At 65.2% G+C, this 20923-nt stretch carries 17 protein-coding genes and 1 tRNA gene; 4 read left to right on the top strand and 14 right to left on the bottom strand.

What is annotated here, in order from left to right; all coding sequences use genetic code 11:
- Positions 1-50 precede the first annotated feature (50 nt).
- Both pspF and recF read left to right on the top strand, forming a co-directional pair.
- Entirely contained in the window at positions 51-1079 is a 1029-nt protein-coding gene (gene pspF / locus ACZ1JY_RS06030; protein WP_168903688.1) for a phage shock protein operon transcriptional activator, read from the top strand.
- Positions 1080-1147: 68 nt separating this feature from the next.
- A complete protein-coding gene (gene recF, locus ACZ1JY_RS06035) occupies positions 1148-2221 on the top strand; it encodes a DNA replication/repair protein RecF (RefSeq protein WP_168903687.1) in 1074 nt (357 codons plus the stop codon).
- Positions 2222-2224: 3 nt separating this feature from the next.
- On the opposite strand, the gene ACZ1JY_RS06040 is transcribed toward recF, so the two are convergent.
- Positions 2225-2920: an arylesterase gene (locus ACZ1JY_RS06040; protein ID WP_465130683.1), complete on the bottom strand. Its 696-nt coding sequence runs from the start codon at positions 2918-2920 to the stop codon at positions 2225-2227.
- 68 nt (positions 2921-2988) lie between these two features.
- Between ACZ1JY_RS06040 and ACZ1JY_RS06045 the strand changes: the two genes are divergently transcribed.
- Together ACZ1JY_RS06045 and ACZ1JY_RS06050 are read left to right on the top strand one after the other, a co-directional pair.
- Positions 2989-3696 (top strand): ABC transporter ATP-binding protein, encoded by a 708-nt coding sequence (locus ACZ1JY_RS06045; protein WP_465130684.1) that lies wholly within the window; start codon positions 2989-2991, stop codon positions 3694-3696.
- Positions 3693-6230, top strand: a complete 2538-nt coding sequence (locus tag ACZ1JY_RS06050) for an ABC transporter permease (RefSeq protein WP_465130685.1) — start codon at positions 3693-3695, stop codon at positions 6228-6230. The genes ACZ1JY_RS06045 and ACZ1JY_RS06050 overlap by 4 nt, the downstream gene beginning before the upstream one ends.
- Positions 6231-6238: 8 nt before the next feature.
- Here the strand turns inward: ACZ1JY_RS06050 and ACZ1JY_RS06055 are convergent, their stop codons facing one another.
- The 13 genes from ACZ1JY_RS06055 to ftsZ form a co-directional block, all read right to left on the bottom strand.
- Positions 6239-6655 carry a DUF805 domain-containing protein gene (locus ACZ1JY_RS06055; RefSeq protein ID WP_465130686.1) on the bottom strand — a complete coding sequence of 139 codons (417 nt, stop codon included), beginning with the start codon at positions 6653-6655 and terminating at the stop codon, positions 6239-6241.
- A 22-nt stretch (positions 6656-6677) separates the two neighbouring features.
- Positions 6678-7121, bottom strand: coding sequence for a DUF805 domain-containing protein (locus ACZ1JY_RS06060; protein WP_168903682.1), 444 nt, complete (start codon positions 7119-7121; stop codon positions 6678-6680).
- Positions 7122-7216: 95 nt separating this feature from the next.
- Entirely contained in the window at positions 7217-10141 is a 2925-nt protein-coding gene (locus tag ACZ1JY_RS06065; protein WP_465130687.1) for a CHAT domain-containing tetratricopeptide repeat protein, read from the bottom strand.
- 79 nt (positions 10142-10220) lie between these two features.
- Positions 10221-11141: an NAD-dependent epimerase/dehydratase family protein gene (locus tag ACZ1JY_RS06070; protein ID WP_118073402.1), complete on the bottom strand. Its 921-nt coding sequence runs from the start codon at positions 11139-11141 to the stop codon at positions 10221-10223.
- Positions 11141-12274 (bottom strand): glutamate 5-kinase, encoded by a 1134-nt coding sequence (gene proB / locus ACZ1JY_RS06075; protein ID WP_465130688.1) that lies wholly within the window; start codon positions 12272-12274, stop codon positions 11141-11143. Before proB ends, ACZ1JY_RS06070 begins: the two co-directional genes overlap by 1 nt.
- Positions 12275-12344: 70 nt before the next feature.
- Entirely contained in the window at positions 12345-13403 is a 1059-nt protein-coding gene (obgE, locus tag ACZ1JY_RS06080; RefSeq protein WP_118073401.1) for a GTPase ObgE, read from the bottom strand.
- Positions 13404-13539: 136 nt separating this feature from the next.
- Positions 13540-13615, bottom strand: a tRNA-Ala gene (locus tag ACZ1JY_RS06085).
- A 98-nt stretch (positions 13616-13713) separates the two neighbouring features.
- The gene (locus ACZ1JY_RS06090; protein ID WP_465130689.1) at positions 13714-14448 is read right to left on the bottom strand and encodes a hypothetical protein; all 735 of its coding nucleotides are present in this window, start codon (positions 14446-14448) and stop codon (positions 13714-13716) included.
- 213 nt (positions 14449-14661) lie between these two features.
- Positions 14662-15405, bottom strand: a complete 744-nt coding sequence (locus ACZ1JY_RS06095) for a Bax inhibitor-1/YccA family protein (protein WP_465130690.1) — start codon at positions 15403-15405, stop codon at positions 14662-14664.
- A gap of 123 nt (positions 15406-15528) precedes the next feature.
- Positions 15529-16335: a pyrroline-5-carboxylate reductase family protein gene (locus ACZ1JY_RS06100; protein WP_465130691.1), complete on the bottom strand. Its 807-nt coding sequence runs from the start codon at positions 16333-16335 to the stop codon at positions 15529-15531.
- A 91-nt stretch (positions 16336-16426) separates the two neighbouring features.
- Positions 16427-16948 carry a type III secretion system chaperone family protein gene (locus tag ACZ1JY_RS06105; protein ID WP_240946632.1) on the bottom strand — a complete coding sequence of 174 codons (522 nt, stop codon included), beginning with the start codon at positions 16946-16948 and terminating at the stop codon, positions 16427-16429.
- A gap of 195 nt (positions 16949-17143) precedes the next feature.
- Positions 17144-19360, bottom strand: coding sequence for an SPOR domain-containing protein (locus tag ACZ1JY_RS06110; RefSeq protein WP_465130692.1), 2217 nt, complete (start codon positions 19358-19360; stop codon positions 17144-17146).
- 65 nt (positions 19361-19425) lie between these two features.
- Positions 19426-20895 carry a cell division protein FtsZ gene (gene ftsZ, locus ACZ1JY_RS06115; protein ID WP_168903675.1) on the bottom strand — a complete coding sequence of 490 codons (1470 nt, stop codon included), beginning with the start codon at positions 20893-20895 and terminating at the stop codon, positions 19426-19428.
- Positions 20896-20923: the final 28 nt, after the last annotated feature.

The raw sequence follows: 20923 nt of genomic DNA on the forward strand, positions 1-20923 counted from the left end.
AATGTTGGGAATTCTTGCCGAGACTTGGGAAAATGCGCTAAACATGCGGCATGGACAGGGAGGTTCAGTTCATTGGCCAATCGGGCGCGTTCCTCGACGCGGTCGAACGCGCCAGCCGCGCCGCACCAATGCGCCGCCCGGTGCTCGTCATCGGCGAACGCGGGACCGGCAAGGAACTGATCGCCGAACGCCTCCACCGCCTGTCGACGCGCTGGCAGGAACCGCTGGTAACGATGAACTGCGCGGCCCTGCCCGAAACGCTGATTGAGGCCGAACTGTTTGGACATGAGGCGGGCGCGTTCACGGGCGCGACGCGGGCACGAACCGGTCGGTTCGAGGAAGCCGACAAGGGCACGCTGTTCCTGGACGAACTGGGCACGCTTTCGATGGGCGCGCAGGAGCGCTTGCTGCGCGCGGTGGAATATGGCGAGGTTACGCGGATCGGTTCAAGCAAGCCCGTGCGCGTCGACGTGCGCATCGTGGCGGCGACCAACGAGGATCTGCCCAAGCTGGCCGAACAGGGCCGCTTCCGCGCCGACCTGCTCGACCGGCTGAGCTTCGAGGTGATCACCCTGCCCCCGCTGCGCGTGCGCGAGGGCGACATCGCTGTGCTGGCCGACTACTTCGGGCGGCGCATGGCGGCAGAACTGCACTGGGATTCCTGGCCTGGTTTTGCAGCATCGGTGCAGAAAGCGATGGAAGACTACCTCTGGCCCGGCAACGTGCGCGAATTGCGCAACGTGGTGGAACGCGCGGTATATCGCTGGGACGACTGGACGCAGGCCATCGGCCACGTCCAGTTCGATCCGTTCGAAAGCCCGTGGAAGCCAGCCGCATCGATGCGGCCGGAGGTGGCGGAAAGCGAGGCTGCGGCACCGGTGCGCGTTGCCGCTCCTTCCGCCGACTTCGACAGCGTGGCCGACTTGCGCGCGGCGGTTGATGCGCACGAACGCGCCATCGTCGAGCATCACCTCGGCCGCAACCGCTACAACCAGCGCCAGACCGCCAAGGCGCTGGGGCTGACCTACGACCAGTTGCGCCATTGCATGAAGAAGCATGGCCTGAGTGACAAGACTTGAGCGAGAAGGCCTGAGCGACAAGACTGGAGGTTTCGCTTGTCGCGCAAACCCACTAACGCCTCAAATCGATGTCTCTCACCCGCCTGACCTTGCGCGATTTTCGCAACCATGCTGCGACGCGGCTTGAGGGGATGCGCGCGTTCAACGTGCTGGTGGGGGAAAACGGAGCGGGCAAGACCAATGTGCTCGAGGCTATCAGCCTGCTGGCGCCGGGGCGCGGGCTGCGGCGGGCGCAGCCTGCCGAGATGGCGGGGCGCGATGGGTCTGGCGGGTTTGCAGTGGCGGCGGAGATCGAGGACGGGGCCGTGCAGATCGGCACGTCGACCGCGCACGAGGCGCCAAATCGCCGGCTGGTGCGGATCAATGGTGCGGAAGGGCCGGCGGCACGGCTGGGGGAATGGCTCTCGATCACCTGGCTGACGCCGGCGATGGACCGGCTTTTCGCAGAAAGCGCCGGATCGCGGCGGCGCTTTCTCGATCGGCTGGTGCTGGCGCGCGAGCCTGCCCATGCGCGCAATGCCACGCGCTATGAAACCGCACTGCGCGAGCGCAACCGGCTGCTGGGCGAGCCTGTCGAACCTGATCCGCTGTGGCTTGACGGTATCGAGACGCAGATGGCCGAAAGCGGTGCAGCCATGGCGGCGGCGCGGGCCGCACTTGTGGCAGACCTTGGCCGCGTGCTGGAAAGCGTTCCCGAACAACCCTTTGCGCGGCCTTCTTTGGTCTATGCCAGCGATGTGCCGGTCGAGGCCGATGCCCTGCGCAACCTTTTGCGCGAGGGGCGGCGTCGGGATCGCGCGGCAGGGCGATCGCTCAGCGGCCCGCATCGCGATGATCTTGCCGTGACGCTGGCGACCAAGAACGCGCCTGCCGCCGATTGCTCTACGGGTGAGCAGAAGGCAATGCTGATCGCCATTGTCCTCGCCCACGCGGAACTGACGGCGGGGGAGCGCCCGCGCCTGCTGTTGCTTGACGAGATTGCCGCGCACCTCGACCCGGTCCGGCGCACGGCACTGTTCGAGCGGCTGGGATCGAGCGGAGCGCAAGTGTGGATGACAGGGACCGAGATGGCACCGTTTGCCGAGATCGCCGGGTCAAGCGCCGTGTGGGCGGTGCGCGACGGGTTGGTCGAGCGAGTCTGAGCGCTATTCCGCAGTGGCCGCTTTAAGCGCCTCTGCCACCTGGCCCCTGGTCGCCGCGACGATCCTGTCAACGCCCTGGGCGTTAGGGTGGACATTGTCTTCCAGCATCAGGCTCTTGTTGCCAAGGACGGGGGCGAGGAAAAACGGGACGAGGCCTGCCTTGTGCTTCTTGGCCAGATCGGGCCAGATCGGGTTGAATTGCTTCTGGTAGTCCGCGCCCAGATTTGGGGCAGCGAGCATTCCCGTAAGCACCACGGGGATGCCGCGCTTGTCGAACTCGGTCAGGATTGCATCAAGGTTGGCGCGGGTCTCCGCCGGGGGCAGCCCCCGCAACATGTCGTTGCCACCGAGGCCGACAAGCGCGAGACTTGGTTGCACCGGTTGGTTGTCGAGCGTGAACTGGAGGCGCTGAAGGGCCGCTGCGGTGGTATCTCCCGAGACACCTGCATTGACGACTTTGACGGGAACGCCGCCCGCATTGAGCGCCGCTTCAAGGCGCGGCGGATAGCCCTCGCCCGGATCAAGCTGGTATCCCGCATAGAGGCTGTCGCCGAATGCGAGGATGACCGGGGCATTGGCCGGAACCGGTGCCTGTGCCTGCCCCTGCGCCTGTGCGGCTTTGGTGGCGGCCGGTTCAGGGGTCTTCTCGGGCGAGCAGGCGGCAAGAACAAGGGTGGCGGCAAGAGCGAAGCGGCGCATTGAAACTCCATAGGCGCGCCCCCAAGTGCCGGTTGCACGCTGCAACCAATCTATGCCACGTGAGGCCTGTGACAAGCTCCCCCCTTTCAAGTTCATCGGCGCCGGCAATCGCCGCTTCGGCCCTTACCCTATCGCTCGGCAGCGGGGAGGCACAGGTTCAGATCCTTCGCGGCATCGACCTGACGGTGGGCGCGGGCGAGACGCTCGCATTGCTGGGGCCATCAGGCTCGGGCAAGTCATCGCTGCTGGCGATCCTGTCCGGCCTGGAGCGCGCGAGCGGCGGGTCGCTCAATGTCGCCGGGGCGGATTTCACCGCGCTGGACGAGGACGGCCTTGCCGCCGCGCGGCGCGGGCGGATCGGCATCGTGCTCCAGGCTTTCCACCTGCTGCCGACGATGACCGCACTCGAGAATGTAGCGACGCCGCTGGAACTGGCGGGCCAGACCGACGCGATGACACGCGCCGAAGCGGAACTGGTAGCTGTCGGCCTCGGCCATCGCCTGCACCACTACCCGACGCAGCTTTCAGGCGGCGAGCAGCAGCGCGTGGCGATTGCGCGGGCACTCGCGCCCAGTCCCGCCATTCTGTTCGCCGACGAGCCGACCGGCAATCTCGACCATGCGACCGGCGAAGCGGTAGCCGACCTGCTGTTCGCGCGGGCAGCGCAGGCGGACGCGACGTTCATCATGGTCACCCATGACGAGGCGCTGGCGGCGCGCTGCGGGCGCATCGTGCGGCTGGCCGATGGGCAGATCGCTTCGGACGTTTCTTCGTGAACCTTTCGTGGAGTGCCGCCTGGCGGCTCGCGCGTCGCGGACTGGACTGGCGGTTCAAGGGACTTCGCCTGCTGCTGGTGTGCCTGGTGCTGGGCACGGCAGCGCTTTCGGCCATTGGTACGCTGACCGGCGCGATCGAGCGCGAACTGGCGACGCGCGGGCGCGAGATGCTCGGCGCGGATCTCGAATTCACCTTGGCAGCGCGCCAGCCATCGGCAGAGGAACGGGCAGCCATCGCCGCGATGGGCGAGCTTTCCGAAGGCGCGCGGTTGCAGGCGATGGCACGGGTGCCGGATGACGAGACGCGCACAACGCCGGTCGAGTTGAAGGCAGTCGACGCAAAGTGGCCGCTTTACGGGCGGTTCACGCTGGAGGGCGGCAAGGTTGCCGGCGCGCCGGATGGCATGACTGCTTGGATAGCACCGGGTGTTGCCGACCGGCTTGGCGTGAAGATTGGCGACAAGCTGCGCGTGGGCGAGGCCGAGCTTGTCGTTGGCGGGGTGATCGGGTCGGAGCCGGACCGGCTGGCTGAGGGTTTTTCGCTCGGGCCGACGGTGATCGTCAGCAAGGGCGCGCTTGCGGCATCCAAGCTGGTGCAGCCGGGATCGATGGTGCGGAGCAAGCTGCGCTTGAAGCTGCCGGCGGGCGCCGACGCGCTGGCGCTGGGCGAGAGGGTGAAAGCGCAGTTTCCGCTGGCGGGCTATGAGGTGCGGACGCGCGACAAGGCCTCGCCGGGACTGGACCGTTTCGTTTCGCGGATGGGGCAGTTTTTGGTGCTGGTTGCGCTCGCGGCGCTGGCGATTGCCGGCATCGGCATCGGCAACGGGGTGAATTCCTACCTCGAAGCGCGGCGCGGGAGCATTGCCACGCTCAAGATCCTCGGCGCTTCGAGCCGGGACATTGCGCGGATCTATCTGCTGCAGTTGGCCGCCGCTGCGTCGCTGGCCATTCTCGGCGGACTGGTGATCGGGGTGAGCATCACGCCGTTGATCGCCAGGGCGCTGCAAGGGCTGCTGCCGATCGAGGCAGGGTTTGTGCTCGATTGGGGCGCTCTGGCGATTGCTGCGGCCTATGGGGCCTTGATTGCGCTGACTTTTGCCGCTCCGCCCTTGACCAGGGCCAAGGCGTTTCCAGCGATGGCACTGATGCGGGCGCGGGTAAGTCCATTGGCGGGCGGCTGGAAGGGCGCAGCACTCCCGGTCGCGCTCGGGCTTGGCGGGATTGTGGCGCTGGCGGTGCTGACTGCACCGCAGAAGCTGCTCGCCGCCGGATTTCTGGGCGGGGCGGCTGTGCTGTTCCTCCTGCTGTCGGCGCTCGGGTGGGGCCTGCAGCGGCTGGCAGCACGGCTGCCCCGGCCCAAGGGCGCGATTGCGCGGATGGCGCTGGCCAACCTGCACCGTCCCGGCGCGCAGACTTCGGCGCTGGTGGTGGCGTTGGGCTTTGGCCTCGCCGCCTTCGTCCTGCTGGCAGGCGTGCAGACCAGTCTTGACGGCAATATCGCATTGCGGGTGCCTACCCGCGCGCCGGACTACTTCGTTCTCGACCTGCCGCAGGGCAAGACCGGCGAGTTTGACCGGATCGTTCAGCGTGCCGCGCCCGAAGCTATGCTTCGCAAGGTCCCTGCCCTGCGCGGTTCGATCGTTGGCTATGGGCCAGCAGATGCGATGACGCGGGTGGCCGATCTCAAGGAAATACCCGACAACGCTTGGCCCCTGCGCGGCGATCGCGGGCTGACTTATGCCGACGACGTTCCCGAGGGTAACGTGCTTACGGCGGGAGAATGGTGGCCCAAGAACTATTCCGGCGAGCCATTGGTTTCGGTCGACGATGATCTGCGTGAGGCTCTCGGGCTGAAACTGGGCGACCGCATCGCGGTCTCGATCCTCGGTGTCGAGCGAAGCGCCAGGATCGCCTCGTTCCGACGGATCGACTGGGAGAACATGGGCTTCAACTATGTGCTGGTGTTCAGCCCCAATGCGATTGCCGATGCTCCGCACAATCTGGCGGCGACCATCAGCTTGCCGGAAAGCGCGAAGACGCCGGAAGTTCGCCGCGCTATACTGGGTGGGCTGGTAAAGGCGCTGCCTTCTAGCTCGGTGATCGAAATCGGCCCGGTGCTGGGGCAAGCGCGCGAGATCCTGTCGCAGATGGGCACGGCGATCCTTGCTGCGGCGAGCGTGGCGATCCTTGCCGGGATGGCAGTGCTGGCCGGCGCGATCGCCGCCGCGCGCGAACGCAAGACCTACGACAACGTGATCCTGCGCGTACTGGGCGCAAGCCGCAGGCAATTGCTGGTGCTGCTGGTGGCCGAATACGGCCTGCTCAGTGCGCTGCTGGCAGGCGTGGCACTGGTGCTGGGCACGGGCGTGGCATGGGGCGTGATCGTGCTGCTGTTCGAGTTCGATTGGCTGCCCGACTGGCCACGCATCCTTGGCGTGCTGGGCGCAGGCGTAGCGCTGGTCATGGTGCTGGCGATTGCCGGCTCGGTCGGGCTGCTGCGGACCCGACCGTCGCAAGTGCTGCGCGAGCTTTAGGGTCCAAACTAAGAAAAAACGTCCGCAGGCGTCGGTTTCTTGGGGTCAGGTCCGAAGCGGTTCGGGCCGCGCGTGCCATCGAGGCACATCAGCACAAAAATGGCGAACCAGCCGAGGAACGGGATGATCCACAGCAGCAGAAGCCAGCCGCTGCGGTCCTGATCGTGAAGGCGCCGCACCGACACGGCAAGACCCGGAACGATGGAGGCGAGCCAGAACAGCCCGCCGATCCATCCTCCTGCCCCGACCAGCCGGGAACCGTACACGAACGCGCCCTCGCCTTGTGTCACTTCGTTGGTGCCGAAGACCACGTTCAGCGCCACCATCACCAGCACATAAAACAGTGCGAAGCCCCAGTATTCCCTGCGCCGTGACCGGCCGGCAAATTCGGCGTAGCGGCGATAGGGCAGGATCATCCAGTTCATCGCAAAGTCCCCTTGCCTTGGATCACCCGAACACGTCGTAGCCAGCGGGGTTCTTCGGATCATCGCCAAAGCGGTTCATGCCCGTGGTGCCCGGCAGACACAGGATCACCAGAAAAGCGATGCTGGCGATCCAGCCCACGAACGGGATCATGCCCAGCACGATGAAACCGAGATACCACCAGCCAGACATGTCGCGATCATGCAGGCGGCGCACGATCACCGCGATGCCGGGCACCAGAGTACCGAGGAAGAACACCATCATCAGAACGGCACCAATCCAGAACGAAACCCCGAACTGGGGATCATCGACGCCTGAAAGTGCTGTACCAAGACCGCCGGCAAACATGAATGCAGCAATCAAGGCGTAGACGATCACCGTGAACAGGGTGAACATCCAGTATTCCTTGCGCCGCGAGCGCCCCGAGAATTCAGCGTAACGCCGATAAGGCATCAGCATCCATTCCATGACTTTCCCCCTTTGTTGTTTATCCGCAGGACCATTGCGGTTTCACCAGTGACCATCATTTGGCAGCGACTGCAAGTGCGGCAAGCGTTTTGCATTCAATTGCCGACCAGCACGAATGGTGCCCACGTCGCGGGATGCGCGCCGCCCGGCACTTTGGCATCGCGCAGGATGGCGAGCTGGGCGCGACGCAAGCCTTCGGCGCGGGACAGGCCCTTGCCAGCACCTTTCAGGGTGTCGAGTGTCAGGCGGCTGGCCACGTCATCCCGCACCGGCCAGTGCGACAGCAGCAGCGAACGCGCACCGGCGGCAACAAAGGAGCGGGCAAGGCCCGAGTAGGTCGGCGCGCTTTCGCCATCGCCAGCACTGGTATCGCAGGCCGAGAGGATTACCCAATCGGCATCAAGCCGCAGCTTGGCAATTTCCGAAGCAGTGAGCAGGCCGTCGTCGGTCTCGCTCGGCTGTTCGGGGGGCGTGAGAACAAGTGCGGGTTCCACGAGATCACGGAAGGCCCCGCCGACAAGACCGTGCGTGGCGAAGGCCAGGACGCTGGCCTGTTCCAGCGGCGCTGCCTTGACGGCTGCTTCGGTGGCGTCCGCACCGATCAGCAAGGCTGGCTTGCCGGGGAAAGCCGTTGCCATCGCCCGCAACTCGTCAGCCGCGCCCGGCAGGCTGGCCAGCTCGCGCAGGGCCTTGGTGCTGGTATCGCCCGAGCGCAGCAGAGGCGCAGCACGGGCGGCCAGTCGAACGGGCTGACCCAGGATCGGCGCGCCAATGCCGGCGAAGGTCACTTCGCGCTTGCCGCCCGCGCGCTGAGGGAGCGGCGTCGCAGCGAGCGGGACAGAGACCGCGTGGTCCAATGCCAGCCAGTGCGTGTTGCGCAGGGCCGCAGGTGCGTCATCCGCCCCTTCTGGTGCTTGCGTGACCAAGGCGGAAAACGGCAGCGCAGCAAGGCCACCAGGGGCAAGTATGCGCAAGTCGGGCGCAGCCTTGATGGCCTGCCGGATCGGTGCCGGGAAGAGCAGTTGGTAAAGTTCGAATGCAGCTTTCCGATCGAAGCGTCCTGCACCGTTGTTGACGAGACCAAGGTCGATCGAGCCGCGCATGCGCTTGATCAGTTCAAGCATTGGCCGCGGAGCAATCGCACTTTCCGCAACCACCGCCTTTTCCGCCGTGACGGCAAGGACGACCAGGCCGTCCTCATCTTGCCCGAAGAGCACAAGGGCCTGCCCCTTGGCCAAAGCCTTCTGGGCAGCGGAGAGAGCGGCGGGCTCGACGGCGGTCTGCAGCGAATAGCCGGGGATCAGTTCGGCCAGCCGGGCGTCCTCTTGCCGGATCTTCGCATCGATTTCTTCAAGCTGGCGGTTGATCGCGTTGACGGTGTCACCCTTCCCCGCTGCGACTTGTGCGTTGAGCGTGCGGCGCAGTCTTGCGCCATCGCTGGCCAGAGACTGATAACGCCGGATCACCTCGGTCGCCTCGGCGCCATTGCCGTCGCGCAGCATGGCCAGGCTCGACATGGCGCTTTGCAGATCGCCAAGGTTGGCCAGTTGCAGTGCCTCGAACGCTTGCGCTGGGTCATTCGCACCTGCCGCAAATCGCGCCTGCTGGACGAACAGGAAGTGATACTGCTCCGCCAGCCTCATGACCTCGCCGCGCGGCGTCGCGCGGTCGAGCAGACGCGCTCGCGCTGGTGCCAGAATCTGAACGGTTCGGGTGAGCGCTCCTGCTACATCACCGCGAGCCGCAGCTATCTGCTCGGCGAAGATCAGGCCGCAAAGCCGGCGAAAGTTGGCGTCGAGCGCTCGCTGCCGGAAAGCGGCGTTGGCATGATCCAGCAGAACCGACGCCTCATCCAGACGGCGGTTCGCGATGTATTCGCGCGCCAGATTGACCTCTGCCAGCAGCACGTCCGGATGTTCTGCAGAGGCCGCCCGCTTTCGCCCCACTTGCAGCGCTTTTTCACGCAGGGCCAACGATTGCGCCTTGTCGCCACGCCAGGCGGCAAGGCGCGCCAACTGGCCAATGACCGTAGCGCCTACCGTCTCCTTGCGTTCGGTGCTGCTGTTTTCGAAAATTTCGGCAGCCCGCTCATAGAATGGAAGCGCCTCGTCCTTGTGCCCCGAATTATCGAGCGCAAAGCCCAGCGCGCTCAGCGAGAAGCCAATATCCTGATGCCCTGCAGGATAGGCCTTCATACGCAGATCAAGGGTCCTGCGTATCACCGGAATGGCTTGGGCATAGAGCCCGGATTCACTGAGCGATGCGCCCAACTGGTTAAGGGCAGCCATGGTAACACGATGGTCCTCGCCCAGATGCGTTTCAGCCCATACCGCTGCTTCACGAGCCGGCTCAATCGACGACGCGGTATCACCCGACTGGATCAGAAGAGCTGCCAAGCTCAGCCCGAAAATTGCGGGCTGTTCGACATCATCACCGGTGCGGTTCGCATGGGCGCGGGCCAGACGCAGCGCCTCGCGCACGCGCGGCAGTGCTTTCAAGGGCTCTCCCCGCCGGAACTCGACCAGAGCCATGCCATAAAGTGCCGAGGCATATTCGATGCTCTCGGTACCAGCTGTCTGCGCAGTCAGATCAAGCGCGCGCAGCTTGTAGCGGCTGGCTTCTTCAAGCTTGCCGAGGGAGGAGTAGAGCGAACCGATATTGTTGACGAGCTCGGCCCGGTCGGGGGTCATCGCGTATTTGCCCGAGTCCAGTTCAGCTTCGAGCCTGTGGTAGATTCCCAGAGCCTCGTCATAGCGGTCGAGCCAGAACAGGGCATTGGCGCGGCTGGCTTCGGCGTAGATCATGTCCAGCCGATCGATACCCTTCGCCTTGCGGGCGCGTGCGAGGACGACATCGATCCTGGCCAGCGCCTCTGCAGGCTTTCCGGCCGTGTCCATCGTCTTGAGCGCCTTGACCTCGTCGGCAAGGCTTGGCGCGGATGCTGGTGCTGGCTCCGCCGCTTGCGCGACACTTGGCACCCCTGTCGCCAAAAGTGCCGCCAACCAGATCGATTTTCCCATGCCCCACCCTTAAAAGATCCAATCCGGAAGCAAGGGTTAATGGCGATTTAGCGAAACAACAGTGCCTATTCGCACATTTTCATTTGAGCCAGCCCGCCTCGCGGTACCACGCGGCCGTGGCGTGAAGTCCCATCGCGGTTTCGACTTGGGGCATCCAGATGGCGGGCGGCGGCTGGTTGCCCTCGCCCGCGCGCCAGTCCGGGTGGCACATGTAGCCGACGCGATCGAGCGTGAGCTTGGCGCCCTTTCCGCGGAACGTGGCGTCAAGCTTGGCGCCCAGGCGCAGAATGCTGGCAGGGAGGTTCACTGCGGTGGCGCGCCTGCCCACGGCCATGCCGATGGCCTTGGCAAGATCGTTGTGGGTCCATCCTCCCGGGGTGCCGTCATCGGGTTCGAAGGTCAGGTGCGTAACCTCCTCGCCTCCGGGGATCAGGGCGAGCAGCAGGCGGGCGAGATCACCCACGTGGATGATCGAAAGATGTCCCTGCGGCGGGAGCGGCACGATTCCCCTTCGCGCCAGCTTGAACAGCTCGAACATCTCGGTATCGCGCGGGCCGTAGACGGCCGGCGGACGCACCACGGTCCAGTCAAGACTGCTGGCCTTGACGATCTTCTCTCCGCGCAACTTGGACCGACCATAGACCGACAGGCCCGGTTCGCGCGCCGAGAGAGACGAGACGTGGATGAAGCGCGGGACCCCCGCCTCCAACGCGGCGTTGACGACGTTGAGCGTGCCCCAGACGTTGCCGTCCTCGAAGCCCTGCTCGTCGGGCGCGTTGACCACGCCGGCGATGTGCAGGACGACGCTGGCCCGGCCGACCAGGCGCTGGAGGGCGCGCTTGTCATTGAGATCACCCTGAACCCATTCGACGCCAACGCGCGCATCCTGCGGGCGGCGGGCAAGCGCGCGGACCTCGATCCCGGCGCGGGCGGCATAATCGAGCACGGCCTGGCCGACGAAGCCGGTGGCTCCGGTAATCGCCAGCAGTTCCGCCGCCATTACAGCAGCACCATCTGGTCGCGATGGATCAGCGCCGAGCGGGGAGCATAGCCGAGGATACCCTCATGCTCGCGGCTGTGATGGCCCTTGAGGCGCGCGCATTCGGCAGCATCGTATTCCGACAGCCCCCGCGCCAGCGTTGCGCCATCAGGTCCGATCACGGCAATGGCATCGCCTCGCTGGAAATCCCCTTCGACTTGCTTGATGCCCGCAGCAAGCAGGCTGGAGCCACGCGCGAGTGCGGCGGCGGCCCCGGCATCGACATGGACGCTCCCGCGCATGCGCATGCGCCCGCCCAGCCACGCCTTGCGCGCCTGCTTGCGGCCGCGCGGCAGGAACAGCGTGCCACGCTCGGCGCTCAGCGCAGCGTGGATCGGCGAAACGGGCTGACCATCGATAATGGCCAGCGCCATGCCGGCAAGCTCCGCAATCTCGGCAGCCTGCAGCTTGGAGGTCATCCCGCCCGAGCCCAGGCCAGATGACGATCCCCCCGTGGCCATGGCATGAATTTCCGGAGTAACGCCCCTTACCACTGGAATACGCGCAGCTCCGGGTTCGCGCGGATCCCGGTCATAAAGCCCGTCGATATCGGACAGGAGCAGAACGCCCGAAGCCCCGGCCGCCTGCCCGACGCGGGCGGCAAGTCGGTCGTTATCGCCGAAGCGGATTTCCTGTGTGGCGACGGAGTCGTTCTCGTTTATCACCGGCACTGCCCCTGCGGCCAGCAGAGTGCCGAGCGTGGCGGTCACATTGAGGTAGCGCCGACGATCCTCGAGGTCCTCGAGCGTAAGCAGGATCTGGGCGGCGGCCAGGCCATGTGCCGCCAGCAATTCAGCCCACAGGCCCGCAAGCGCGATCTGGCCGACCGAGGCGGCGGCCTGGGCGTCGGACAGGCTGCCGCGCCCACCCTTGGCAAGGCCGAGCCTGCGGGCGCCCAAGGCGATAGCGCCGGAGGAGACGACGATGACTTCCTGCCCCGCAGCGCGCGCCGCCGCAATCTCGGCGACCAGCGCGGTCAGCCATTCACGCCGCGGCGCACCATCCCTGCCCACGAGCAGCGCCGAGCCGACCTTGACCACCAGGCGCGGACAGGCAGAGGCGTCGGTCAGGTGGGCAAGCTGGCTGATCTTCATGAGGGCCGCTTAGGGCAATTGTGACGGATCGTGAAGGGCTGTCAGTCCCGCTGGCAGAGCGCTTGGGCGATCAGATCGGCGACCATGGCTTCTGGTCAGTCTCTTCCTCGACTTCGCCCGTCGGCCGTTCGGTCGCCGTGGCAAGAGGCAGGTGTTCGAGCACTGCATCGAGCAGGGCATCCATGCCCTTCCCGGTCGCGCCGGAGATCGGATAGACCTTGCGCGCGCCTGCCTCGCGCAGTTCCTTGGTGAAAGCCTTGACCAGTTCTGCATCGACCAGGTCGATCTTGTTGAGGGCGATCAGGCGGGGCTTTTCATCAAGCCCGGCACCGTAGGCCTCAAGTTCGCTCTCGACGATCTGCATGGCTTCGGCGGGATCGGTCTCGCTGTGGATGTCGATGAGGTGAATCAGCACGCGGCAGCGCTCGATATGACCGAGGAAACGGTCACCGATGCCGGCACCGTCGGCGGCCCCCTCGATCAGGCCGGGAATATCCGCCAGCACGAATTCCCGGTTGCGATGGCGCACAACGCCCAGTTGCGGGCGCAGCGTGGTAAAGGCGTAATCGCCAACCTTGGCCTTGGTGTTGGTGATCTGATTGATGAAAGTGGATTTGCCCGCGTTGGGCAGGCCGACAAGACCGGCATCCGCCAGCAGCTTCAGCCGCAGCCAGACGTACATCTCCTCGCCGGGCCAGCCGGGACCGTGCTGGCGCGGGGCACGATTGGTAGAGGACTTGTACGAGGCATTGCCCCGGCCGCCATCGCCGCCGCGCAGAAGGACCTTCTGCACGCCCACTTCGGTCATGTCGAGCAGGACGGTCTCGCGATCATCGTCAAGAATCTGGGTGCCGACCGGCACCTTGATGACCAGATCGTTGCCGCCGGCACCGGTGCGGTTCTGGCCTGCGCCGCCGCCGCCGCGCTGCGCCTTGAAGTGCTGGGTATAACGGAAATCGATCAGGGTGTTGAGGCCGGTCACGGCTTCGAAGATGATGTCGCCGCCCTTGCCGCCGTTGCCGCCGTCGGGGCCACCGTATTCGACATACTTCTCACGCCGGAAGCTGACAGCGCCGGGGCCGCCCTGCCCTGAGCGAATGAAGATCTTGGCCTGATCGAGAAAATGCATGCGGGTAACTGTTTCCAATGACAGGCCCGGAGCAAATGCAACATGCCGCCCCGGAAGCGAGCCTTTTACCCGTTCATGGAGAGCTTGTAACGCCGAACCGCGAGGCGCCTGCCATATCAGGCGGTTCGGTGATACCTGGTGGAGCCGAGGGGGATCGAACCCCTGACCTCGTCATTGCGAACGACGCGCTCTCCCATCTGAGCTACGGCCCCGTTCCCGGTATCGCCCCACGGTGTGCCACCGCAGGGAGCGCCGCCATTAGCGCAGCGCTCCCTTGCTGAAAAGAAATTTTTTGCCGCTCCAGTCCGGCTCAATGCCCTGCGGCAGTACCGTCCGGAACAGGCGCCGCCGTGATCTGCACCGCCTGCTGCGGCGGATTCACAAGGTTGCCGTACTGCGCCTGCCAGATGGCAAGATCCGTGCGGTAGACCTCGTAGCGACGGTAGAAATCATCGAACACGACTTCGATGTTGGGCAGGCTGCGCACGGCGAAGGCTTCAAGATCGGCCGGTGCGACGGCAGCGCCATCCCGGCTCACGGCCATGACGGCATCGCAGAAGTCGGACAGTGTCGGCGGCAACGCAAAGTGGTTGTAGACTTGCGTGATGTACGCCTCGCGCGGGGCAATGAACTTGGCGCCGTACTTCGCCTTGAATTCGACATCGAGGCGCTTGTTGATGGCGTTCAGCACCTTGTTGTGGGTGGTCAGGAACGCCTTGTAGCGGGGCAGGATGTCCGCATGGACCGGTGCGTTGCAATTCAGCGCAGCCACGTTGTAGGCCGAGCGGAGGTTCCACACCATCTGCGCGGACGAGATGTTGCGGTTCAGCGACTGGCGCAGGCCATTGGCATCAGCCGGAGGAACCGGAATATTGTCCGAAGCGCCATTGGGTGCCTTCGGCTTGGGCGGAATGACCACAACCTTCGGCGGCGGCGGGGGTGGTGGCGGCGGCGGCGGCGGTGGCTTTGGCGCACAGGAAGCAAGGCCGATAGCCAACCCTGCAGTGATAAGGCTTGGCGCGACGATACGCCGGAAACGAAACATTGGCATTCCCCCAATTCCGATCCCTAAAAGGACCGTGACAGGCAGATGGTCCCTTGCTGCAGCGTGTCAAAATGCTGCGCGAACCATCCTGTATGCAAGATGAAGACGAGCGTAGCGTCGGCGCAGACAAATGAGAATCCCCCAGGCAATAAAAACCCGGCGAACCGTTGCGGCCCGCCGGGTCAATCTGGTTCAGTTCGGGTGCTTTTCAGATCAGCGGCGATCGCCCATGAACTGCAGCAGGAACTGGAACATGTTGATGAAGTCGAGGTAGAGGCTCAGCGCGCCGAGAACGACGGCCTTGCCCGCGAAATCGGTGCCAGCGACGTAGGCATACTGCTCCTTGAGCTTCTGCGTGTCATAGGCGGTCAGACCCGCGAAGATGAGCACGCCCAGGAAGCTGATCGCCCAGCCGAGGCCCGACGACTTCAGGAAGATGTTAAGCAGCGAGGCGATCAGGATGCCGAAGACGCCCATGATCAGGAAGCTGCCCATGCCCGACAGGTCCTTCTTGGTGGTGTAGCCGTAAAGGCTCAGACCCGCGAAGGCGCCAGCAGTGGCAAAGAAGGTCGTCGCGATCGAGGCGCCGGTGTAGACGAGGAAGATCGTCGACAGCGACAGGCCCATGGCCACCGCAAAGCCCCAGAACATTCCCTGGAGAGCCATGGTCGAGAACTTGTTGGCGCCAAAGCTCATGAACATGACGAAGGCGAGCGGGGAAAGCATCACCAACCACATCAGCGGCGTGCCGAACAGCATGAGCGTGAAGCCGGTGGTTGCCGACAGCAGCGCAACGACGCCAGAGAGCAACACGCCCGAGGCCATGTAGTTGTAGATCGACAGCATGTGACGGCGCAGGCCCGCGTCGAACACTTCGCCGCGAGCGGAGACGCCGGAAAGGCTCGGAGACGCGCCGAAGCCCGTTCCGGTGGGCCGAGGGTCGTTCCAGTTTGCCATTTTCAAAGCTCCGTTCTGTGGCCCCAATGGCCACGTACACGGAATATCGGCGCTTTGGCCCGCGCTTTCAAGTGAAACCGGACCAGCCGACAGGTCGCCAACTGTAACGAATTGTTGCGGCGTTCAACCGGCCTTGCGCGCCTGCTCGGTCATCTCGGCGCTGCGATCTCGCGCGCCGCGCAACGTGTCTTCCATAAGGCGAACCAACCGGTCATCGGCATCGAGCACGTCGATACCGATCTGCGTGACGCCTCCGGGGCTCGCGACACGGCGGGCAAGCTCGCCCGGTGCGTGCTCGGACGCTGCCGCGAGCATCGCTGCGCCTTCGACCATCGACAGCGCCAGCCGATCCGCCTGCTCGCGCGGCAGGCCGAGCACAGCAGCACCTTGGGCCAGCGCATCGATGAAGCGATAGACAAACGCGGGGCCCGAGCCGGCAAGTGCGGTTACCAGGTCCATCTGGTCCTCACCACCAAGCCATTCGGCCTGGCCAAGCGGCACCATCAGAGCTTCGGTTTCAGCGCGCGCGGCTTGGTCCGCATCGCCGACCAGCGCAATCGGCGACTTGCCAAGCGCTGCGGCAAGGTTCGGCATGACGCGGACGATGGCGCGGGCCTCAGGGAAGCTGGCGCGCAAGGTGGCAAGATCGACACCCGCCAGAATCGAGAGCAGGAGCGTGTTCGCGCCGACGAATGGCCGGACCGAAGCAGCCGCATCGGGCAACTGCTGCGGTTTGAAACCCAGCAACACGACATCGAATGCCCCCTCGCCTTCGGGCGCGGAACCGAGCAACCGCGTACCCGGCGGCGCATTCTCCAGATACGGGTCAACGATTGTGAAGATCTCAGGCGCAATGCCGCCAGCCAGCCAGCCCTTGAGCATGGCTCCGCCCATGTTGCCGCAGCCGAACTGGAGAAAGGTCTTGGTCATGGAGCGGTTCCCTCGAAGCGCATCTGCTGAGTCGCGCTTGGCCGCTCAATGCCGAGCCGCCCTGCCTATCGCAAGCGCTGAAAGCCGCAGCTCAAGCCTCGCCTGCCGCATCCACCATAGCGCTGGCCAGGGCATCGGCCGGGCTCTTGTCGCCCCACAGGATGAACTGAAACGCCGGATAGAACCGGTCGCATTCATCCACTGCCGCCTCGATCGCGGCCTGGGCCTGGCTGATGCTGAGCAGACCTTCGTCACCGAGCATCAGCCCATGACGGTAAAGCAGGACGGAACCGTTGGACCAGATGTCGAAATGGCCGATCCAAACCTGCTCGTTGATCATCGCCATCAACTCGTAGACCGCGGGCTTCTTGTCATCGGGAATGCGAATGTCGGGCAGGCAGAGAATCTGGAGGACGTGATCCTCGACGCGCCAGATGGCACGCAGCTGATAATTGGCCCATGAGCCCTGGATCTCGCCGGTGACCTCATCGTCTGAGACGAACTCGCATGGCCAACCGCGCGCCTCGAAAAGCGAGGCGATCATGTCGACAGGCGCTGCCTCCTCGCGCTCGTTGTCGTCATGGCCGGTCCGCATGGTACGTCCCCTGAACATGTGATCGGGCCTCCTCGGCTGGTTGGCCCGGCAGGGCGATCTGCCCTGACTGCTGCTCAAAACGTCAATGGCGGTTCACACCCCCGCCCGACAATCGCGGGTTAACAGGCGGTTGGGCAAAACTCGACAACCTTGTGGGAAAGCTGTGGACAAGGAGTGAACAGGAATCCCGGACAGAGGTTCCGCCCAGCCCCCTTATTTGAGCGAGAGCGTATCTACCGCCTGGCCGGCAGGGCTGGTCCACTGGTAACTCGAAACCCCGTCCTTCTTGAGTTTCGTGACGAAATCCTGCGCGTCAGCCTCGCTGTCGAAGGGACCGGTCAGAAGGCGGAAATTGCTGCGCCAGGGTGAAAGATAGGGCTTTCGCGAGCGCAGCAGCGTCGGCGCCTCCTTCACGAGACGACGCCACTCGCTGTCCATGACGCCCTTGTTCGCACCGGTCAGCACCTGCACCCAGATACGGCTTGGGTGGCTGGGAGCGGCCTTCTTGGCCTTCGCCTCTTGCGTGTCCTTTGCGGCAGCCTTGGGATCCTTGATCGGCTTCCCGTCCTTGCCAAGTTTCACCGCATCCCTGGCCGCTGGCTTCTGCGGCTCCTTGGCGGGCGTTCGCGACACATCGGTCGGGCCGTCAGGCCGTTCACCGCGAGGGTCAGGCTTGGCACCCTTGGCGGCGGAACCGGGGGCAATGCGCGTGATGTCGACCGCCGGAACCGAAGAAACGCGCTCCTCCGGCGGGGGAGTGAACGATTTGAACAAGGTGGCCAGATCACGCGCTGGCGGTGGCGTGTCAGCCGATGCCGCCTGCCCTGGCGGCGGTAATGGCACCGGAGCGACCGTTCCGGACGCAGCAACTGGAGCGCTTGCGGGGGCAGAAGCGACACCGGGTGCTGATCCCGCTGTAGATGTCGAAGCCGCCGCAGTGGCAGGCGGGGCAGCGGTAACCGACCCGACCTTAGCCAGATCAAACCCGCTCGCCGATGCAAGCGACGGCGCTGGCCGAACATTGCCCGCAGGAGAGGGCGACGTTGGCTTCGCAGAGGACGTGGCGCTCGCTGTTCGGGCAACTGCCATAGTTGGCGCGGCAGTCAGATCCTGCTGGAAGCCGGGCTTCGCAATCGGGTTTGGCGATGGCGCGATCGTCGTCGTAGGAGCCGGGGTTGTCAGCGGCCGGGTGACCGACGGCTGGACCGATGCCGATTGTGCAGGCCGGATCGGCGGAACAGCAGGACGCACAGACCCGGGCGGTACGTCGAGCGCTGAAAGCACTGTCGGGCGGGGAACTGTCGGGCCGGGTACTGCCGGGGTCATACTGGCCGGAGGAGCTGACTGCACTGCTGGCGCGGCGCTCGCATAACTCTGGACCGGCGGCAGCTCTGCCGAAGGTGATGTGCGCACGGCTGGACGTACGACAACCGCCGAAGATGCGGCGCCATCGCTCCTGCCGGGACGGCGGCGCTTCTCGCGGCTGGGCTTTTCGCTGGAGGCGACGGATGGGCCGAGGGGCGCACCTGCCGGAATCAGGCCCGCTTCCGCTGTGCGCGGCGCGCGCGGGTTGAGCGCAGCATATTGCACCACGCGCGGATCATCGCGCCCGATGTCTGCTGCGCGGGGAAACCTCCCGAAATTTGCAGCGGCGGCCTGCTGCGCCGGCGTAAGGCGCGGCATATAACGCAAGTAGGGCGCAATGCCCGATGCCAGATCTTGCGGCATCGAGGCGTAGGCGATGGCCACTGCCTCGTCCGGCCCGCCAGTCACGGCCATCGCAAACGTGCGGGTCCGCCATGCTGCGCGATCCTGCTTTTCGATCAACGGCGAAAGCAGCGCCTCGGCGCCGCGCCGATCGCCCGATATGGCAAGGCTCATCGCATAGCGGCGCGTGATTTCGTCGTCCCCGCCCCGGCTCAGCGCAACCTGATACCACCGCTGTGCGCGGCCATTGTCACCAACGAGATCGTAGGCAAGCGCCCGGTCCGCAGCCATGGCAAATGTATCAGCGCCAGCCCGTTCCGCCTCATCAAAGGAGCGGATAGCCTCGACCGGATTTTCCGCGACAAGCTGGGCCTTGCCGAGCAGGGCCTTGGTTCGGGCATTGCCCGGCTGGACCTCGTCAGCCCGCGCCAGAAACCCGATCGCAGCATCGCTGTCACCCAGCTTCAGTGCAGCGCTGGCTGCATCGAACAGCGCGGCAACATTGCGTGGATCGGCAGCAAGTCGTGCCAATGCGGCATTGAGCTCGCGGCTGGGACTGGGGGCCGTAGACTGCACCACGGGGCGCGATACCGTGGCGGGGCCATCAGGATCGTCATCCACCTGCGCGAATGCCCGTGGCGCTGCAGCGCAAAACAGGAGCGCCAGAGCGAGCCTTAGACGCGATGAGCCCGAGAACTGCGCGATGGGGAGCCGATTCGTCATCCTGCCGCGCTCTTTACCGTCTTGAAGATGAAGCGGCGGCAACAGCCGCCGCCGCTCGCACCTGATTACTGGTTGTTCTGGCGGCCGAGGAAGCGCGGAATATTCAGCGAACCGCCTTCATCGCCATCGTCATCGCCGGTGGGGGCACGATTGCCGCGAGAGAGATTGGCCATACGCTCGAACAGGGTGCTGCCGCCGGCAGGCTTTGCGGGCTCCTGCTCCGGCGCGCGGCCAAGCCGGGGCATTTGCGGGGCAGGTTCCGGCGCGGGCGCGGCCACTGGCGGTTCGGCAGGAGCCTCAATGCCACCCAGAAGCAGTTCATCCGAGGCAGGTTCCTCCTGCGCGGCGGAAAGGTCGAGCGTAAGATCGAGCGGCTCCGGCTCGGGCGCGGCTGGCGCTTCAGGCTGGACCTGCTCTGCCGCAGGCGTCCATGCCGGTTGCGCAGGCTCCGGAGCGGCAGCAGGCGGCGGCGTGTAGACAGGTGCCGCAGGTGCAGCCGTTGGCACGGCAGGGCCGCGCGCGCTGCTCGGGATCGAGACCGGACGCGATGCGATCTCCGCCTGCTCCTGGCTCTGTTCGATGCCGGTTGCGACAACCGAAACCCGGATTTTGCCATCAAGATCGGGATTGAAGGCCGAACCCCAGATGATGTTCGCGTTGGGATCGACCAGTTCGCGGATGTGGTTGGCGGCTTCGTCGACCTCGAGCAGCTTCATGTCGTCGCCACCGATGATCGAGATGATCACGCCCTTGGCGCCCTGCATCGACACGCCATCGAGCAGCGGATTGGCGATCGCGCGTTCGGCCGCTTCCAGCGCGCGGTTCGGACCTTCGCCCTCGCCCGTGCCCATCATCGCCTTGCCCATCTCGCCCATGACCGAGCGGACGTCGGCAAAGTCGAGGTTGATCAGGCCCGGCATGACCATGAGGTCGGTGATCGAGCGGACGCCTTGCTGCAGCACTTCGTCGGCGAGCTGGAACGCTTCCTTGAAGGTCGTCTCCGCCTTGGCAACCAGAAACAGGTTCTGGTTCGGAATGACGATGAGCGTATCGACGTGCTTCTGCAGCTCCTCGATGCCGCTTTCGGCCGAGCGCATGCGGCGCGTGCCTTCGAACAGGAACGGCTTGGTCACCACGCCAACAGTGAGCACGCCCTTGCGACGGGCAGCTTCGGCAATGACAGGAGCCGCGCCGGTGCCGGTGCCGCCGCCCATGCCGGCGGCGATGAACACCATGTGCACGCCTTCCAGGGCGCGCTCGAGTTCCTCGATCGTCTCTTCCGCAGCAGCGCGGCCCACTTCGGGGCGAGCGCCCGCACCAAGGCCCTGCGTGATGTCCGGGCCGAGCTGGATGCGGTTTTCGGCGATAGAATTATTCAGCGCCTGCGCATCGGTATTGACGACGATGAACTCGACGCCCTCGATCTGCGCGTTGATCATGTTGGCGATGGCATTGCCGCCTGCGCCACCAACCCCGATCACCGTGATCCGGGGACGAAGTTCGTCAATTGCCGGCGGTCCGATGTTGATGCTCATAGTCGGTCTCCCAATCGGGTCATATGTC

This window comes from Novosphingobium sp. BL-A-41-Hi4B-X5A (genome assembly GCF_055521705.1).

Coding starts and splice junctions, on each gene's coding strand:
- pspF (WP_168903688.1), top strand. CDS start 51: ATGGACAGGGAGGTTCAGTTCATTGGCCAATCGGGCGCGTTCCTCGAC.
- recF (WP_168903687.1), top strand. CDS start 1,148: ATGTCTCTCACCCGCCTGACCTTGCGCGATTTTCGCAACCATGCTGCG.
- ACZ1JY_RS06040 (WP_465130683.1), bottom strand. CDS start 2,920: ATGCGCCGCTTCGCTCTTGCCGCCACCCTTGTTCTTGCCGCCTGCTCG.
- ACZ1JY_RS06055 (WP_465130686.1), bottom strand. CDS start 6,655: ATGAACTGGATGATCCTGCCCTATCGCCGCTACGCCGAATTTGCCGGC.
- ACZ1JY_RS06060 (WP_168903682.1), bottom strand. CDS start 7,121: ATGGAATGGATGCTGATGCCTTATCGGCGTTACGCTGAATTCTCGGGG.
- ACZ1JY_RS06065 (WP_465130687.1), bottom strand. CDS start 10,141: ATGGGAAAATCGATCTGGTTGGCGGCACTTTTGGCGACAGGGGTGCCA.
- ACZ1JY_RS06070 (WP_118073402.1), bottom strand. CDS start 11,141: ATGGCGGCGGAACTGCTGGCGATTACCGGAGCCACCGGCTTCGTCGGC.
- proB (WP_465130688.1), bottom strand. CDS start 12,274: ATGAAGATCAGCCAGCTTGCCCACCTGACCGACGCCTCTGCCTGTCCG.
- obgE (WP_118073401.1), bottom strand. CDS start 13,403: ATGCATTTTCTCGATCAGGCCAAGATCTTCATTCGCTCAGGGCAGGGC.
- ACZ1JY_RS06090 (WP_465130689.1), bottom strand. CDS start 14,448: ATGTTTCGTTTCCGGCGTATCGTCGCGCCAAGCCTTATCACTGCAGGG.
- ACZ1JY_RS06095 (WP_465130690.1), bottom strand. CDS start 15,405: ATGGCAAACTGGAACGACCCTCGGCCCACCGGAACGGGCTTCGGCGCG.
- ACZ1JY_RS06100 (WP_465130691.1), bottom strand. CDS start 16,335: ATGACCAAGACCTTTCTCCAGTTCGGCTGCGGCAACATGGGCGGAGCC.
- ACZ1JY_RS06105 (WP_240946632.1), bottom strand. CDS start 16,948: ATGTTCAGGGGACGTACCATGCGGACCGGCCATGACGACAACGAGCGC.
- ACZ1JY_RS06110 (WP_465130692.1), bottom strand. CDS start 19,360: ATGACGAATCGGCTCCCCATCGCGCAGTTCTCGGGCTCATCGCGTCTA.
- ftsZ (WP_168903675.1), bottom strand. CDS start 20,895: ATGAGCATCAACATCGGACCGCCGGCAATTGACGAACTTCGTCCCCGG.